We start from the raw sequence: 14,038 nt of genomic DNA, 5'->3' as shown, positions 1-14,038 counted from the left end.
CGGCGGCATCCTTTTGTCCCACGTCGACAGTCACTCAGTGCATGACAGGCAACGACTGGGACCCCGACGACTACGACGAGGGCCACGGCTTCGTCCACGAGCACGGCCAGTCGGTCGTCGACCTGCTGGACCCACAGCCGGGCGAGCGGGTGCTGGACGTCGGCTGTGGCACCGGCCACCTGACGGCGGAAATCGCGGACAGAGGTGCCGAAGTGGTCGGTATCGACGCGTCGCCGGAGATGGTCACGCGGGCCCGGGAGGCCTATCCGGACCTCACGTTCGAGCGGGTGGACGTGCGGTCCTACGCCGCCGAGCGGCCGTTCGACGCAGTGTTTTCGAACGCGGCGCTGCACTGGATTCCCGGCCCGGACCACGACGCGGTGCTGTCGACGGTCGCCGACGCGCTGACCGGGACCGGCCGGTTCGTCGCTGAGTTCGGCGGGGCGGACAACGTGGCGGCGATAACCGACGCGGTCGGCGCCGAACTCGACGCCCGCGGGTACGACGCCGCCCACCCGTGGTACTTCCCGAGCATCGGCGAGTACGCGCCGCGGGTCGAGGGCCACGGCCTCGAACTACGGCTCGCACGGCTGTTCGACCGGCCGACGCCGCTGGACGGGGGCGAGGACGGGCTCCGGAACTGGCTCGGGATGTTCGGCGACGAGTTCTTCGCCGCTGTCGACGACGCCGAGCGGGACGCGGTGCTGTCGGCCGTCGAGGAGCGGCTCCGGCCGACCCTGTACGACGGCGACAGCTGGGTTGCCGACTACCGGCGGCTCCGGTTCGTCGCCGACCGGTAACAGCCGGCCCGCGGTTCAGGCCAGGAACACGTGCCGCGGCCGGTCGGCCAGCACGTCCCGGCCCCAGTCGACCGTCTCCGAGAAGTCGTCCGAGCGGAAGAAGGCCATCGCGTCCTCCCGCGAATCCCACTGGCTCGCGATGAACATGTCGTTCTCGTCGTCGTGGTTGAAAAGCAGCGAGGTCTCGCGGTGGCCGTCCATCCCTTCGAGCAGGCCGCCGACGGTGTCGAACTTCTCGACGAAGTCCTCGCGGTATTCGGGCTTGACCGTGTAGAACATCCCCATCGTCCCGAACCCGTCGCCCTCGCCGTGGCGGCCGACGACGCCGGGCAGGTCGGTGAGGTAGTCGCTGGCGGTCCCCGCGGCGTCCTCGGTGTCCCACAGCGACGCGACGGCCGCGAGGTCGCCGTCGCCGTACACCGTGGTCCGGACGTGCGTGTCGTAGCGCTCGAACGCGCTCCGGAGGTCCGCGACCTCCGAATCGAGCGTCTCGGCGTCGGCCTCGGAGTAGACGACCAGCGCGTACACGTCCTCGCCGTGTGGCTGGCCGGCGTAGACACCCGCCGATTCGAGCGTCTCGCGGATGGACTGCGAGGACTCGGCGGTCTGGGGGTCGTCTTCGCCGTCGTCGGCCTCGCCGAGCGGACCGCCGAGTTGCTCTTCGACGCCGTCGATGTCTTTCAGGAACCCGGCTGCTGTCTCGGCGGCGTCTTTCGCCGTCCAGATGCTGACGACGTAGGTCTGGCCGCTGTCGGCGCGCACGGCCGTCCGGACGTGGCGGTCGTAGTGGTCGAAGCTGCTCTCGAGGTCCGAGACGTCGTCGACGATGTCCTCCGCGTCCGCCGACGAGTGAAACACCAGCGCGTAGTCGCCGGCGTCGTACGCCTCGCCCTCGTGGAGCCCCAGTCGGCCGAGCCGCTGTTCGGCGTCGTCGACCTCCTCGAAGTCGGCCGAGACGTCCGGCCGGCCGCCCGAGCTACCCGACGACCCCGAGTCGTCATCGTCGGCCGACGCCTCGGAGTGGGGATGGTCGCCCTCGCCCGCACTGCCCGGATGGGCACCGCCGTGGCCGCCGGTGTCGCCGCCGTGTGTCGCCTCCGCGTCGCTCGCGGCCGAGTCCCCGGCGTGGCCGTGACTCGCGCCGGCCCCGGCCGGGTGGTCGTGGCCCGCGACGTCCGCCGGCGTCTCGGGGGCCGACTCGTCGTCGGTCGGGACCCGCTGGCCGGCGAGGACGGCCGGCAGGTCGGCGGGGTCGAACCGCCGCCCGACGTAGAAGGGGCCGAACTCCGCGAACTGCGAGGTCGAAGGGTCGAAGCGCATCTCGGTCAGCAACTCCTTGATGTTGCGCATGTCGTCGCTCCAGAGCGTGATGCCCCACTCCCAGTCGTCGAAGCCGATGGAGCCGGCTATCATCTGGCTCACCTCGCTGCCGTAGCCGCGGCCGATGTCGCCGTGGCGCTTGATGTGGGCCGCCCGCTCCTCGAAGGACGTGTCGTACCAGTTCTGGTCGGGCTGGCGGCGCTTGCTCATCGGGTAGAAGCAGACGAACTCCTCGTCGGGCACGTCGGGGTGGAGCCGGGCCTGGATGTACTGTGCCAGCCCGGAGTCGTCGTCGACCTCGCCCTCGAAGTACTCGCGGGACTTCTCGGTGTAGCCCGACGCCTCCGTCACGGAGACGTAGGAGAACTCCTGCTCGGTGAAGGCAGCGAACTCCGTCTGCTCGAAGTGCCGTTCGGCCGCATCGAGGTCGCTCATCGTCGGCCGCAGGTGGAGAATCATGATGTCGGCCTTGTGGCCCATGACGGTGTACACCGCCGTCTGGCCCTCCTCGGCGTCCTCGACGGCCTCGTAGGCGTCGAGGAAGCCAATCCCCTCCGAGAGTGCACGGTCGCGGACTCGCTGGGGGGCCTCGCGCCAGGCGTCCCAGTCGATGCTCCGGCAGTCGTGCAGCGCGTACCAGCCCTCTTCGGTGGCTGGCGGCTTTCGTTGGTCCATAGTCGCCGGTTGCAGGTCGATAGTAAGGAAACTTCCCATGTCGCTCCGGCGGGGCGACTTCCGGGCCAGTAGTTCGGACTGTGATTTTATTACGCCGACGTGTCAGCGGACCCGTGTTGTCGCATGAACAACCCAATCGATAGACGGGTGGCAACGGCCCTCCAGTCGTACACGGTACTCGCGGTCATCGCGGTGCTCGTCGGTGCCGCCGTCGTGCCGTACGCGGCGGCGGTCGCCGAGGGCGACGAACAGTACGTCGCTGTGGTGAACATCGACGAAACGATAACCAGCGCCAGTTCGCAGGACACGATACAGACGCTGCGGGAACTCCGGGGCAACGAATCGGTTGAAGCGGTCGTCCTCCGGGTGTCCAGTCCGGGCGGCAGCGCCGCCTCCAGCGAGTCGATGTATCTGGCCGTCAAGCGGCTCGCGGCGGAGAAGCCGGTGTACACGAGCGTCGACCAGTACGCCGCCTCCGGCGCGTACTACACCGCGGTCCCGAGCGACCGCATCTACGTGACGCCGGCCAGCATCGTCGGCCACGTCGGCGTCATCGGCACCGCGCCCAGCGACGGCCTGAGTTCCGCCGCCACGACCGGGCCCGACAAGGCCCACCAGGGGATGACGCGCGACGAGTACTTCGCCAGCCTGGAATCGATGAAACGCTCCTTCGTCGGCGCGGTCATGACCGAACGCGGCGACAGGCTCGAAGTCTCCCGGGAGACCGTCGCCGAGGCGTCCGTCTACAACGGCGGTCGCGCGGTCCAGACCGGCTACGCCGACGAGGTCGGCGGGCTCGAAGCCGCGATAGCCGGCGCGGCCGACGCCGCCGGCCTCTCGGAGTACCAGGTGGTGTATCACAATCCCGCGAGCGCGCAGGGACTGCTCGTCCTCAGCGGGGGAAGTGGAGCCGACGGGAGCGCGGCTGTCGCCGCCGACGGCGCACCGTACACCTTCCGCGGCGTCGATTCGGTCCACTTCCTCATGATATACGGCACGCCGGAGGACCAGCGGGTCGTCGCTAACACCACCGCGACGGGAGGGGCCTGAGATGGCGGGCCAGAGTGCGCTCGCCCGTGCGGGCTTTTTCGCCGCTGTCGTCGCGCTCGCGGTGCTGGTCGGGACCGTCGCGGTGGGCGGCGGCGGCGGGCAGCCGGCCCCCGACGTGGCCCAGGTAGACGCCGCGTCGTTCAACAGCGACGGAGCCGTCGCGACCCCGCCGGCCGAGAGCGGCGACCTCTCGATGTCGGCCGACGCGTCCGGGCAGGTCGTCGTCATCGACGTGGCCCACGCCGGGAGTATCGACCGCGAGGCGCTCACGCCGCTCGTGTCGACGCTGACCGAGAACGGCGCGACGGTGCGGTACCACGTCGGCGAGCGACAGAACGGGCGTCCACTCAACGCGTCGCTCCGTTCGGCCGACGCCTTCGTCGTCCTCGGCGCGGAGCAACGCTACACGGAGAGCGAGCTGAACGGCCTGGCCGCATTCAGCGACGCCGGCGGACGCGTCCTCCTGCTGAACGAGCCGTCCCAGGCGAGCACCGCCGGACTGGGCCTTCTCAGCCCGGTCGGCACCGACAGCGTGACCAAACCGATGGCCCCGCTGACGAGCCAGTACGGCCTCGCGTACGGGAACGGCTACCTGTACAACATGCACGAGTACGACACCAACTACCGGAGCGTCCCCGCGACGCCCGCGAGCGAGACGGCGCTGACGGAGGGGGTCGACCGGACGGTCTTCTACGCCGCCGTGCCCGTCCAGGGCGGCGAGGCCGTCGTCACGGCGACAGAACGGACGACGCTGTCACAGACCCGGCGACAGGACACTTACGGCGTTGTCGCCCGCTCGGGCAACGTCGTCGCCGTCGGTGACACGAACGTCCTCACACAGGAGTTCCTCTACCGGGCCGACAACGAGCGACTGGTCGGGAACCTGCTCGATTTCCTCGTGTCGGGCGAGAAATCGCCCGCCGACGCGCCACAGCCCCAGGAGGCCGGCGCGTCCGGTCCCGGCAGCGCGTTCCCCGGTGCCGGCACGGGCGGTGGCGGCGTCCCGCCCACCGTTCCGGAGTCGACGCCCGAGCCGACCGAGACGCCCGACGAGTAGGGCGTCTACGGGCGTTCCGCCGGAAGCCCCGAACCGCGGCGAACGCGGTCAGTCGTCGACGTCGAACACGCGGCGCAGTTCGCGCTCTATCTCGTCGACGTACTCGGCGAGGACGGCGTCGAGTTTCTCGTCGTCGACGATGACCGCCGAGAGCCGCTCGGTCGGGTCATCCGGCAGTTCGACGGTGAAGGCCCCGTCCTCGTAGAACGGCTCGGACTCGTTGAGGATTTGCTGGTCGATGGCGTGGACCAGTTCGGAGTCGTACGCGTCGTTCATCCGCTCGAAGGCGTTCTTGTAGGCCTTCTGGAGCTCCGGGAAGTAGTTCGCGTACTTGTCCTCGAACTTCTCGGGGTCGAACTCGGTCATTGCCAGAACCGTGCGGGGCTGGGGATAAAGATGACCCGATGTTCAGCGTTGTATCGACCGTGCGTCCTTCTGCGGGAGGTACATGGTGAGGTACGCGACGAAGCAGATACCGAAGATGCCGCCCAGGACGAGGAAGACGCGGACGTCAAGGCCGGCGACGGCCGCGAGTATCTCTTCCAGTGTCGTCCGCGGGTTCGCGAAGCCGAACGTCTCGGTGTAGGCCAGCAGGCCGGCGACGACGACGAGCACGAGGTCGAACAGGCCCCGGGAGTCCATCGTGGAGTGTTCGGAGAAGCGGACGTATAGCTCTTATTGCTGATACTGGCGTTGGGAGTCGCCCGCTCCCTGCCGGGGAGTTCGGCTCCTCTCGGCTACGAGAGTTGGTCGCTGATAATCCCGTCGGCCGCGTCGATGAAGGCCGATTCCTCGCCGGCCGGGATGGTCGCCCCCGCCGCGATGTCGTGGCCGCCGCCGTCGCCGCCGACCGACTGGGCGGCCTCGCGCATCACGACCGAGAGGTCCACGCCACGGCCCACGAGCGGGCCGGTCGCCCGCGCGGACACCTTCGTCTCGTCGTCGTCCGTGCTGGCGAAGGCGACGATTGGCTTGTCCGAGTCGACGCCGTCGGTGCCCAGCGCCATCCCGGCGACGATACCGACGATGGTCTCGCGGACGGCGTCGCCCGCGTCGAACCACTGGACCGCCCCCGCCTGCGTGACGCCGCGCTCCTTGACGAGCGACAGCCCGTCCGAGAGATTTCGGCGGTGGTTCGACAGCAGCGTCCGCGCCCGCTCCAGCGGGGCGTCGCGCTCGCCGAGACACACCGCCAGCCCCACGTCCGCCCGCTCGTAGCGGGCCGTGGCGTTCAGCAGCGTCGAGAACTCGCTCGCGTCCCTGAGTTCCGTCCCGCGCGGCTCCGCGGTCAGGGTGTAGGTCGTGCCGACGAGCGTCTCTATCTTGTCGGCCGGCACGCCGCGCTCGACCGCCCGGCGGACCAGCGCGCTCGCGACGGTCTGGCGCTCGTCGTCGGAGAGGTCCGCCCACGTCCGCCACTCCCCGTCGGCTTTCAGGTCCACGCCGAGGCCTTCCAGGAACCGGGTCGCGCCGGCCTGGTCGTTCGAGATGCCCGGAATCGGCACTTCGGTGGCGTATTCGAGCAGCTTCGGCAGCGGGCGGGTCTGTTTGCCGTACAGCGAGAGGTCGGTGCCCTCTTCGAGGACGCCGGCGTCGACACCGTCCTCGACGATGCCGGCGTTGGCCCCGACGAGTTCGCCACCGACGGCCTGCATGTCCCCGACCGCGCCGACGACCGCCAGCGCGGCGAGGTCGCGGTTGTCCGTCTCTCCGGTCGAAAGTGCGCGGGCGAGGACGTACGCCGCGCCCGCACCCGAGAGCTCCGACGCGCCGTTGATGCCTTCGAGGAGGGGATTCAGGTGCGTCTCGAAGTCGGCGTAGCCGTCGGTGTCGACGACCGCGTCGGGGTGGCAGTCCTCCGGGTCCGACGGCTGGTGGTGGTCGGCAACGACCGCCTCGAAGTCGCCCGCGGCGACGTGCTCGGAGATGACGTCGAGCTGGCCCGAGCCGAAGTCGGTGAACAGGACGGTGTCGTACTCGCGGACCGCGATGCTCTCGATTTCGGCCGCGTCGAGTTGCTTCTTGAACACCGTCTCGACGGGGATACCGGCCCGCGACAGCGCCGCGGTGGCGATGGCGGCGCTGGTCAGCCCGTCGGCGTCGATGTGGGACGCGAGCAGGACGCGGTCGGCCGCCCGGAGTCGGTCGGCACAGGCGGCCGCGCGGTCTGCGAGCGCCGGAACGGGGCCGGTCGTAGTCATCGTACCGGAGATTGGTGCGCACCGGGATAAAAACGTTCAGACGTGCGGTCGCTCGATGGGACGACCCGTCAGGCGACCTGCCGCTGGCTGGTGAGCGTGACGGACCGGTCGGCGGTCTCGACGGTCGTCCGGACGGTAATCCAGCCGCCCGCCCGTCGGATGGCGACGGCGTCGCCGAACGACAGGTCGACGCGCCGGGTCGTGGTGTACGACCCCGCCGGGGCGAGTGTCCCGACGGCTTCGGACCCCTCCCAGACCACGTCGCCGTCGGTGGTGTTGCCGGCGTAAATCCGCGTGGCGACGGTGACGTCCGCGGCCGTGCTGTTTTGCCGGTTCGTCAGCGTCGAGGTCACGTCCCGACAGGTCCGCCCGCACTCCTCGATGGCCCCGACAGTGAACCCGAACGGCGGCGTCCCGGCCGTGCCATCCTCGGCGTCACTGCCGTCCTCGGCGTCGCCACCGCCGCCGGCGTCGGCGGCGCTCCCGGTCGTCTCGCTCGGGACAGCCGTGCCCTCCCCGGCGTCCTGGAGCGGGCCGGTGCCGACGGCGACCGCGCCGGCGACGACAGCGAGCAAGAGCACGGCGGCGAGCGGTTTCCGTCTCATCGTCGTCGGTTGGTTGGGCCCCGAGCATCATCAATTAACCAGGCGCGACGGTCGAATCGCCGCGGAGGGTCGCCGGCGTCGGCCGTTCGTCCCGATTCACGCCGGGTGGCACCCTGTTATTATAATGGTGTCAGTCATACGAGGGGCTATGCACGCTGTCACAGCCGAGCCACGGGCGGGACCGATTCGAGACGCGGGCGGTCGGGAGCGAGCGCGATGAGCCTGCTCCGGCGGTTCGCGTTCGCGGTCCGGGCCAAGCTCAACGCCCTGCTCAACCGCACGTCGGACCCGGCGGCGGAACTGGACTACTCCTACGAACAGATGCGTGACGAGCTACAGGAGGTGACCCGCGGTATCGCCGACGTGACGACCCAGAAGAAACGCCTGGAGATACACCGCCAGCGCCTGCGGTCCAACGTCGAGAAACACGACACCCAGGCCCGGGCCGCCCTGCAGGAGGGCCGCGAGGACCTCGCGCGCCGAGCGCTGGAGAAAAAGCAGGTCAACGTCAGCCAGATTACGGAGCTGTCGGGCCAGATTGACGACTTACAGGAGACGCAGGACCGGCTGGTCGGGAAGCGGGCCGAACTCAGCAGCCAGGTCGAGCAGTTCCGCACGAAGAAAGAGACCATGAAGGCCCGCTATCAGGCCGCCGAGGCGTCGGCGCGGGTCTCGGAGGCCTTTACCGGTGCCGGCGATACGATGGCCGACGTCCACCGCTCCATCGAGCGCGCGACGGAGCGCACCGAGCAGATGGAGGCCCGCGCGGCCGCGCTGGAGGAACTCGAAGCGAGCGGCCAGCTCGAATCCGTCCTCGACGAGGGCGATTCGATTGACCAGGAACTCGACCGCCTCTCCAGCGAGCGGGCCGTCGAGAACGAACTGGCGACGCTCCGGGCCGAGGTCGAGGGACGAGAGGCCGCCAGAGAAGCGGCGGAGTGACCGGCCCGCAGCCGGGTTACTCGTGGTGAGTCGGGGCGGCTGCCTCGACGGTCTCGCAGGCCAGCGCCTCGAAGTCGGCCTGCTCGGGGACGACGTCGACCGCGATGCCGGCGGCCTCGGCCGTCTCCCGCGTCGGCTCGCCGATAGCGCCGACGGTCGCCTCGTTCAGCCCGTCGACGGCGGCCTCGCGGACCCCGCGCTCGGCGGCCGCATCGAGGAAGTGCTCGACGGTGAGCGAGGAGGTGAACAGCGCCGCGTCGAGGTCGCCATCGGCCGCCAGAGCCGCCGAATCGCCGGATTCAGGCGGGCGGACCAGCCGGTAGAGGACGGTCTCGTGGACGTACGCGCCGGCCGCCTCTAGCCCGTCGGTCAGCACGTCCGAGCCGTGGTCCGAGCGGGCGACCTCGACCTTCGCGCCGGCCACCGCCTCGGCCAGCGTGTCGACCAGTCCCGTCGAGGAGTACTCGGCGGGGATGATGTCGACGCCGTAGCCGGCCTCGTGGAGCGCCGCGGCGGTCGACTCGCCGATGGCACACACCGTCGCCTCGCCGGGGTCCCAGCCGGCCGCGGCGGCGAGTTCGACGCCGGTCTTGCTCGTCAGGACGACGTAGTCGGCGTCGGTGCGTGGCGTGACTTGGTCGTCGTCGGCATCGCCAGCGTCGCCGGTCGCCGGCTCGACGGCCAGCATGGGGTCCGGGACGGGGTCCGCGCCGAGGGATTCGATGAGTTCGACCGCGTCGTCGAGGCGGTCGTCGGCCGGGCGGAACGCGGCCACGCGGAGACGCGGTTCCTCGCGCATCAGTACCCCTCCAGGAACTCCATCACCCGCTCGCGCTCGCCGGCCACCTCGCCGATGACGGTGATGGCAGGCGGTTCGATGCCGGCCTCGTCCCGGACCGAGACGATGGTCGCCAGCGTCCCGGTGGCGACCTGCTGGTCGGGCCAAGTCGCGCGTTCGACCAGCGCCACCGGGGTGTCGGGGTCCAGCCCCGCCTCGCGCAGGGCCTCGGTGTACTGGGGCAGTTTGCCGACGCCCATCAGGACGACCAGCGTGCCGCCGGTCGCGGCCAGGGCCTCCCAGTCGACGGCCGACTCGTCTTTCGTGGGGTCCTCGTGGCCGGTGACGAAGGAGACCGAGGAGGTGTAGTCCCGGTGCGTGACCGGGATGCCGGCGGCCTCGGGGCCGGCGATGGCGCTCGTGATGCCGGGGACGACCTCGACCGGAATGTCGTTCTCCGCGAGATGGGCCAGTTCCTCGCCACCGCGGCCAAAGACCGTCGGGTCGCCGCCCTTCAGCCGGACGACCGTGTTGCCCTCTTCGGCCAGTTCGACCAGCCGTGCGTTAGTGTACTCCTGGGGCGTCCACTCGCCGCCGGCGCGTTTGCCCACGTCCTCGCGCTTCTCCTCGGGAATCATCCCGATGATTTCGGGGCCGGGGAGCTTGTCGTGTAACACCACGTCGGCCTCCTCCAGCAGGCGCTTTGCCTTGACCGTCAGGAGGTCAGGGTCGCCGGGGCCGGACCCGACCAGGTACACCTTGCCGGGTGCGGTGTCGGTCATTCCTCGTCGTCCTCCCGCGCCGTCGAAGCGTCGTCGTCCGCGCCCGGCGAGTCCCGCTTGGCCTCGGCGATGAGGTCGTCGGCTCCTCGCTCGGCGAGTTCCGCCGCGAGGTCCTGTGCCGCGTCGATGTGGTGCTCGGCCGGGACGTCGCGGCCGACGGAGACCTCCTCCGTGCCGTCCCGTGAGAGGACGCGCACCCGCGTGTGGACGACCCCCCCTTCGAGGGTGGCGTGGACGCCGATGGGCGCCACGCAGCCGCCGCCGAGTTCTTCGAGAATCGTCCGCTCGACGGTCGTCTCGACGCGGGTCTGTGGGTCGTCCAGCCGGTCCTTGATGTCCAGCGCGAGGTCGCCGTCGACGGCGGTCACCGCCAGCGCGCCCTGACCCGGGGCCGGCACGAACCGGTCGGGGTCGAGGTCGGACATCTCGACGTAGCGCGTGAGGTCGGCGCGGTAGAGGCCCGCCTTCGCCAGCACGATGGCGTCGTACGCCACGTCCGGGTCCCGCTCCATCGCCCGCCGCTCGAACTCGGTGAGGTCGTCGAACCACTCCTCGACCGTGCGGTCGTAGGGGTGGTCTTCCTCGTCGGCGTCGCCCTTGCGCTCCTGTTCGGCCTCGTGGCGCTCCTGGTGGTCCCGCTGGAGCGACGGGGCCAGCAGTTTGGCGATGCGCGTGTCGACGTTGCCCCGGAGCGGCTCAACGGTGAGGTCCCCGCGCTCGGCCAGCAGTTGGGCGCGCCGGCGCAGACTCGACGTGCCGACGGTCGCGCCCTCGGGCAGTTCCTCCAGCGAGCGGCCGTCGGGCGTCACCAGCACGTCCTCGGCGGCGGCCCGCTCGGGGACCGCCGCGACGACGAGGCGGTCGGGCCGTTCGGTCGGCATGTCCTTCATCGAGTGGACCGCCGCGTCGAGTTCGCCCGCTAGCACCTTCTCGTCGAGGCTGCGGACGAACGCGCCGGTCTTGCCGAGCCGGTGGATGAGTTCGTCCCGAATCTGGTCGCCCGTCGTCTCCACCTCGACGAGTTCGACCGCCAGCCGGCGACTGCTCAGCGAATCCCGGACCGTCGCCGCCTGGCGCAACGCGAGGTCAGAGCCCCGCGTCGCCAGTTGCAGTGTCTCCCCGCGTGTTGTCATACCCGACACTCCACGGTCAGCGCGTAAAAACGCACTTCTTCGTCGGTTCGCCGTCACGCGGGCGTCTCGGCGAGGAGCGTCTCGGTGACGAACTGCGAGACGAACCCCGCGAGGAACGTCGTCGCGCCCCCGGCGACGAGGGCGAAGTCTAGCAGCCCCTCCAACGTATCGACGGGACCGACGCTTATCGTGAGAGCCAGGTACGCGTGCAGGAGGACGTACATCGCGGGCAGGAAGACCGCCGTACAGAGCAGGCCGGCGACTGTCGCGCGTCGAACGGTCGGCGGGGCGCGGCCGACGACCGGGAGGGCGTTTGTCAGGGCCATCACGAGCGGTATCGCGCGCTGGACACGTAGGTTTACGGGTCGCCTACCACGGTTCGTTTTTCAGCCCGAGCAGGTAGGCGATGCCGTTGGTGACGACGTGTAACACCGGCGTCGCGACGACGACGACGGCGAGCACCGGGAGGGGAAACGTGGCGGTGAACCACGACGGCGCGGCCACGAGCGCACAGAGCAACGCTCCGACGACGAAATCCAGTTGGTCAAGGCCGGGGAACGCGGCCCCGCGTTCCCGGCCCGTCCGGCGCTTGAGGAAGGACGCACCGATGTCCCCGAGCATCGCGCCGAAGGCGAGACCGAGCCCCGCGCGGAAGGGAAACGTCGGCAGGTCCGCACCCAGCACGGCGCTCACGGCGGGCGCGGCCTGTGTGAGGCCGAGCGCGAGAACCGTTCCCACGGCGGTCCCGACGAGCGTCCCGCGCCAGGTCTTGCCGTCGCCCAGCACCCGCCGGCCGCCCCAGGTCCGACCGCCGTCTATCGGTCTGCCGCCGCCGGCGAGCACCGCGGCGTTGTTCGGGACGTACGCCGGCAACATCGCCCACAGCGCCCAGACGACCGTGTCGACCGTCTCCATATCCCCGCCGTCTGCCCCCGTCGTCTTAACGTGTGTGACTCGCCGGTGCGGTCCGTGTCTCGGCGTCCGGAGCTGCGAACGCGGTTCCGGGACCCCACGTGGAATCGTCACAGCCGCGGCTGACCACGACTCTAAAAAAGAGCGAGAGCTGACCTCAGAACGGCGCTTCGGGGCCTTCGTCGTCGTCGCCGCCGACGTCGCCGCCGCGGGACTCGCCGGGGAAAGAGGGGCTCATGCCGCCGCTGCCGCCGGCCATGCCTTCCTGCTGGTCCATGCCGGTCCGGGCGGTGACCTCGTTTATCTCCGGGATTTCCTTGGTCATGCGCGTCTTGATGGCCTGGATGGTCATCGGCGAGATGCCACAGCCGGAACAGGCCCCGCCGAGGCGGATGGTGACGCTGCCCTCCTCGCGGTCGATTTCCTCGATGGCCGCGCTCCCGCCGTGCATCTGAATCTGGGGGAAGTTACGGCGCAGGAAGTTCGTGATTCGCTCGCGCAGGTCGTTGGCGTCCTCTGTGTCTGTGCTCATAGTGACTCGTATTCGGTCCCGGGAGGGCTTAGACCTTTGGACTAACAGCGCTCTCACGGGGGCGGGACCGCGGCCCGCAGGGGCCCGTGTCGGTTACCATCACCATACCTCAAGCTTCTACGGGCGGGGCGAGTAACCGATTGCATGACACCCCCGCTGACGAACCGCGGATGTTCGAGTGTGCGACCTGCGGCGGCGTCGGCATCGGCGACACCCGCCCGGAGTGCTGTGACGGGCCGATGGAGACGGTCGGGACGGCGGAGACAGCGGCAGCCGAACCGTCGCTGGAGACCCTGCTGCGGACCGTCTTCGACATGTCCGGCACCGAACTGGACGTCTGTCTCTGTGTGATGGAGGGCGGGGAGCTGACCGTGGCGGAACTGGCCGAGCGGATAGGCTACGACCGCAGCGTCGTCGCGCGGCACCTCAATCACCTCGCCGAGTTCGGCGTCGTCGAGAAACGCCGTCGCATCAGGCCGGCGGGCGGGCACGTGTACGTCTACACGCCACAGCCGCCCGACGTCGTGCGGGAGCGGCTCCGCGGGGAGTTCCTGGCGTGGGTCCGGCTGGCCACCGTGCAGTTGGACGGCCTGCAGCGCGAGAAAGTCGAGGCGATAGCCGACGCCGGGACCGACGAACGCCAGTGGACCGTGTTTCAGGAGGAGTAACGGGAGAGTCTGTCAGAGCCGGTCGGCGGTCGCGGCGTAGACGACGGCGAGGACGGCCCCGTAGACGACGTGCCACAGCAGCGACGGCAGCGCGAAGTTCGGGAACGGCGGCGAGGCCGGCGAGCCGACGACGCCGAGCCAGACCGGCATCACGAGCGCGGCGAAGATTGCCCACGTGACGACGCCCCAGCCGACGCCGAGTCCGAGCAGTTGCCCGGACGTGTCCAGGGCCAGTGCACTCGCAAGCCCGGCGAAGACCACGCCCAGCACGGCCCCGTGCGAGAGGTGGACGACGAGCCCGGCCCCGGGACTCGGCGGCGGCGCGAGCCCGTACAGGGACGGGATTGCGACGGCGAGTGTCGGCGGGTTCATCAGCAGTATCAGCGCCCCCATGACGACGCCCCCGGCGATGCCGCCGAGCACGCCAGCTTTCCAGTTGCCGGTCCCGAAATCGTACGTCCGCGTCGTTTCCGTAGTCGTCGACATGCACCCGGGAGGTCGCTCGGGGCGTCAAAAGAGCCGGCGTGGCTGTTCGACCCCCTGCCACGTCCCCGCAAGAACTATACGCCGGTTCTCGGCGGCC

At 70.0% G+C, this 14,038-nt stretch carries 17 protein-coding genes; 5 read left to right on the top strand and 12 right to left on the bottom strand.

From position 1 onward, the window contains the following. The first annotated feature begins 41 nt into the window (after nucleotides 1-41). A complete protein-coding gene (locus VI123_RS07985; protein ID WP_336337529.1) occupies nucleotides 42-800 on the top strand; it encodes a class I SAM-dependent methyltransferase in 759 nt (252 codons plus the stop codon). A 15-nt stretch (nucleotides 801-815) separates the two neighbouring features. Here the strand turns inward: VI123_RS07985 and VI123_RS07980 are convergent, their stop codons facing one another. Beyond that, on the bottom strand, nucleotides 816-2,795 hold the full coding sequence (locus VI123_RS07980; RefSeq protein ID WP_336337528.1) for a heme-binding protein: 1,980 nt from the start codon (nucleotides 2,793-2,795) through the stop codon (nucleotides 816-818). Between the two features lie 123 nt (nucleotides 2,796-2,918). Here VI123_RS07980 and VI123_RS07975 point away from each other — a divergent pair, with 123 nt between their 5' ends. Next, on the top strand, nucleotides 2,919-3,845 hold the full coding sequence (locus tag VI123_RS07975; protein WP_336337527.1) for a S49 family peptidase: 927 nt from the start codon (nucleotides 2,919-2,921) through the stop codon (nucleotides 3,843-3,845). Nucleotide 3,846: 1 nt separating this feature from the next. Beyond that, nucleotides 3,847-4,902 carry a DUF4350 domain-containing protein gene (locus VI123_RS07970; RefSeq protein WP_336337526.1) on the top strand — a complete coding sequence of 352 codons (1,056 nt, stop codon included), beginning with the start codon at nucleotides 3,847-3,849 and terminating at the stop codon, nucleotides 4,900-4,902. 48 nt (nucleotides 4,903-4,950) lie between these two features. Here the strand turns inward: VI123_RS07970 and VI123_RS07965 are convergent, their stop codons facing one another. The 4 genes from VI123_RS07965 to VI123_RS07950 form a co-directional block, all read right to left on the bottom strand. Next, nucleotides 4,951-5,268, bottom strand: a complete 318-nt coding sequence (locus VI123_RS07965) for a DUF5783 family protein (protein WP_336337525.1) — start codon at nucleotides 5,266-5,268, stop codon at nucleotides 4,951-4,953. A 42-nt stretch (nucleotides 5,269-5,310) separates the two neighbouring features. Continuing rightward, nucleotides 5,311-5,544, bottom strand: a complete 234-nt coding sequence (locus tag VI123_RS07960; RefSeq protein WP_336337524.1) for a hypothetical protein — start codon at nucleotides 5,542-5,544, stop codon at nucleotides 5,311-5,313. Nucleotides 5,545-5,639: 95 nt separating this feature from the next. Beyond that, a complete protein-coding gene (locus tag VI123_RS07955; protein WP_336337523.1) occupies nucleotides 5,640-7,103 on the bottom strand; it encodes a DHH family phosphoesterase in 1,464 nt (487 codons plus the stop codon). 68 nt (nucleotides 7,104-7,171) lie between these two features. Next, nucleotides 7,172-7,708 (bottom strand): hypothetical protein, encoded by a 537-nt coding sequence (locus VI123_RS07950; protein WP_336337522.1) that lies wholly within the window; start codon nucleotides 7,706-7,708, stop codon nucleotides 7,172-7,174. Between the two features lie 216 nt (nucleotides 7,709-7,924). Between VI123_RS07950 and VI123_RS07945 the strand changes: the two genes are divergently transcribed. Next, on the top strand, nucleotides 7,925-8,650 hold the full coding sequence (locus VI123_RS07945; RefSeq protein ID WP_336337521.1) for a PspA/IM30 family protein: 726 nt from the start codon (nucleotides 7,925-7,927) through the stop codon (nucleotides 8,648-8,650). 16 nt (nucleotides 8,651-8,666) lie between these two features. Here the strand turns inward: VI123_RS07945 and VI123_RS07940 are convergent, their stop codons facing one another. The 6 genes from VI123_RS07940 to VI123_RS07915 all read right to left on the bottom strand — a co-directional run bounded on the left by VI123_RS07940 (nucleotide 8,667) and on the right by VI123_RS07915 (nucleotide 12,787). After that, nucleotides 8,667-9,449, bottom strand: a complete 783-nt coding sequence (locus tag VI123_RS07940) for a uroporphyrinogen-III synthase (RefSeq protein WP_336337520.1) — start codon at nucleotides 9,447-9,449, stop codon at nucleotides 8,667-8,669. After that, nucleotides 9,449-10,210, bottom strand: coding sequence for a uroporphyrinogen-III C-methyltransferase (gene cobA / locus VI123_RS07935; protein ID WP_336337519.1), 762 nt, complete (start codon nucleotides 10,208-10,210; stop codon nucleotides 9,449-9,451). Before cobA ends, VI123_RS07940 begins: the two co-directional genes overlap by 1 nt. Beyond that, nucleotides 10,207-11,343, bottom strand: coding sequence for a hydroxymethylbilane synthase (hemC, locus tag VI123_RS07930; protein ID WP_336337518.1), 1,137 nt, complete (start codon nucleotides 11,341-11,343; stop codon nucleotides 10,207-10,209). Before hemC ends, cobA begins: the two co-directional genes overlap by 4 nt. Nucleotides 11,344-11,396: 53 nt before the next feature. After that, a complete protein-coding gene (locus VI123_RS07925; protein WP_336337517.1) occupies nucleotides 11,397-11,669 on the bottom strand; it encodes a hypothetical protein in 273 nt (90 codons plus the stop codon). A gap of 43 nt (nucleotides 11,670-11,712) precedes the next feature. After that, a complete protein-coding gene (locus VI123_RS07920) occupies nucleotides 11,713-12,258 on the bottom strand; it encodes a CDP-2,3-bis-(O-geranylgeranyl)-sn-glycerol synthase (RefSeq protein WP_336337516.1) in 546 nt (181 codons plus the stop codon). A gap of 154 nt (nucleotides 12,259-12,412) precedes the next feature. Beyond that, on the bottom strand, nucleotides 12,413-12,787 hold the full coding sequence (locus tag VI123_RS07915; RefSeq protein ID WP_336337515.1) for a NifU family protein: 375 nt from the start codon (nucleotides 12,785-12,787) through the stop codon (nucleotides 12,413-12,415). A gap of 170 nt (nucleotides 12,788-12,957) precedes the next feature. Between VI123_RS07915 and VI123_RS07910 the strand changes: the two genes are divergently transcribed. Continuing rightward, the gene (locus VI123_RS07910) at nucleotides 12,958-13,455 is read left to right on the top strand and encodes a helix-turn-helix domain-containing protein (RefSeq protein WP_336338260.1); all 498 of its coding nucleotides are present in this window, start codon (nucleotides 12,958-12,960) and stop codon (nucleotides 13,453-13,455) included. A 12-nt stretch (nucleotides 13,456-13,467) separates the two neighbouring features. Here VI123_RS07910 and VI123_RS07905 read toward each other — a convergent pair whose 3' ends face one another. Continuing rightward, entirely contained in the window at nucleotides 13,468-13,941 is a 474-nt protein-coding gene (locus VI123_RS07905) for a DUF6789 family protein (protein WP_336337514.1), read from the bottom strand. Nucleotides 13,942-14,038 lie beyond the last annotated feature (97 nt).

It is taken from the genome of Haloarcula sp. DT43 (genome assembly GCF_037078405.1).
GTDB classification, from domain to species: Archaea; Halobacteriota; Halobacteria; order Halobacteriales; family Haloarculaceae; genus Haloarcula; species Haloarcula brevis.
The sequence above is the reverse complement of the archived record's forward strand: the minus strand, read 5'-3'. Positions and strand labels throughout refer to the sequence as shown.

Coding starts and splice junctions, on each gene's coding strand:
- VI123_RS07975 (WP_336337527.1), top strand. CDS start 2,919: ATGAACAACCCAATCGATAGACGGGTGGCAACGGCCCTCCAGTCGTAC.
- VI123_RS07970 (WP_336337526.1), top strand. CDS start 3,847: ATGGCGGGCCAGAGTGCGCTCGCCCGTGCGGGCTTTTTCGCCGCTGTC.
- VI123_RS07960 (WP_336337524.1), bottom strand. CDS start 5,544: ATGGACTCCCGGGGCCTGTTCGACCTCGTGCTCGTCGTCGTCGCCGGC.
- VI123_RS07940 (WP_336337520.1), bottom strand. CDS start 9,449: ATGCGCGAGGAACCGCGTCTCCGCGTGGCCGCGTTCCGCCCGGCCGAC.
- VI123_RS07950 (WP_336337522.1), bottom strand. CDS start 7,708: ATGAGACGGAAACCGCTCGCCGCCGTGCTCTTGCTCGCTGTCGTCGCC.
- VI123_RS07945 (WP_336337521.1), top strand. CDS start 7,925: ATGAGCCTGCTCCGGCGGTTCGCGTTCGCGGTCCGGGCCAAGCTCAAC.
- VI123_RS07965 (WP_336337525.1), bottom strand. CDS start 5,268: ATGACCGAGTTCGACCCCGAGAAGTTCGAGGACAAGTACGCGAACTAC.
- VI123_RS07980 (WP_336337528.1), bottom strand. CDS start 2,795: ATGGACCAACGAAAGCCGCCAGCCACCGAAGAGGGCTGGTACGCGCTG.
- VI123_RS07985 (WP_336337529.1), top strand. CDS start 42: ATGACAGGCAACGACTGGGACCCCGACGACTACGACGAGGGCCACGGC.
- VI123_RS07905 (WP_336337514.1), bottom strand. CDS start 13,941: ATGTCGACGACTACGGAAACGACGCGGACGTACGATTTCGGGACCGGC.
- VI123_RS07915 (WP_336337515.1), bottom strand. CDS start 12,787: ATGAGCACAGACACAGAGGACGCCAACGACCTGCGCGAGCGAATCACG.
- VI123_RS07910 (WP_336338260.1), top strand. CDS start 12,958: ATGTTCGAGTGTGCGACCTGCGGCGGCGTCGGCATCGGCGACACCCGC.
- hemC (WP_336337518.1), bottom strand. CDS start 11,343: ATGACAACACGCGGGGAGACACTGCAACTGGCGACGCGGGGCTCTGAC.
- VI123_RS07920 (WP_336337516.1), bottom strand. CDS start 12,258: ATGGAGACGGTCGACACGGTCGTCTGGGCGCTGTGGGCGATGTTGCCG.
- VI123_RS07955 (WP_336337523.1), bottom strand. CDS start 7,103: ATGACTACGACCGGCCCCGTTCCGGCGCTCGCAGACCGCGCGGCCGCC.
- cobA (WP_336337519.1), bottom strand. CDS start 10,210: ATGACCGACACCGCACCCGGCAAGGTGTACCTGGTCGGGTCCGGCCCC.
- VI123_RS07925 (WP_336337517.1), bottom strand. CDS start 11,669: ATGGCCCTGACAAACGCCCTCCCGGTCGTCGGCCGCGCCCCGCCGACC.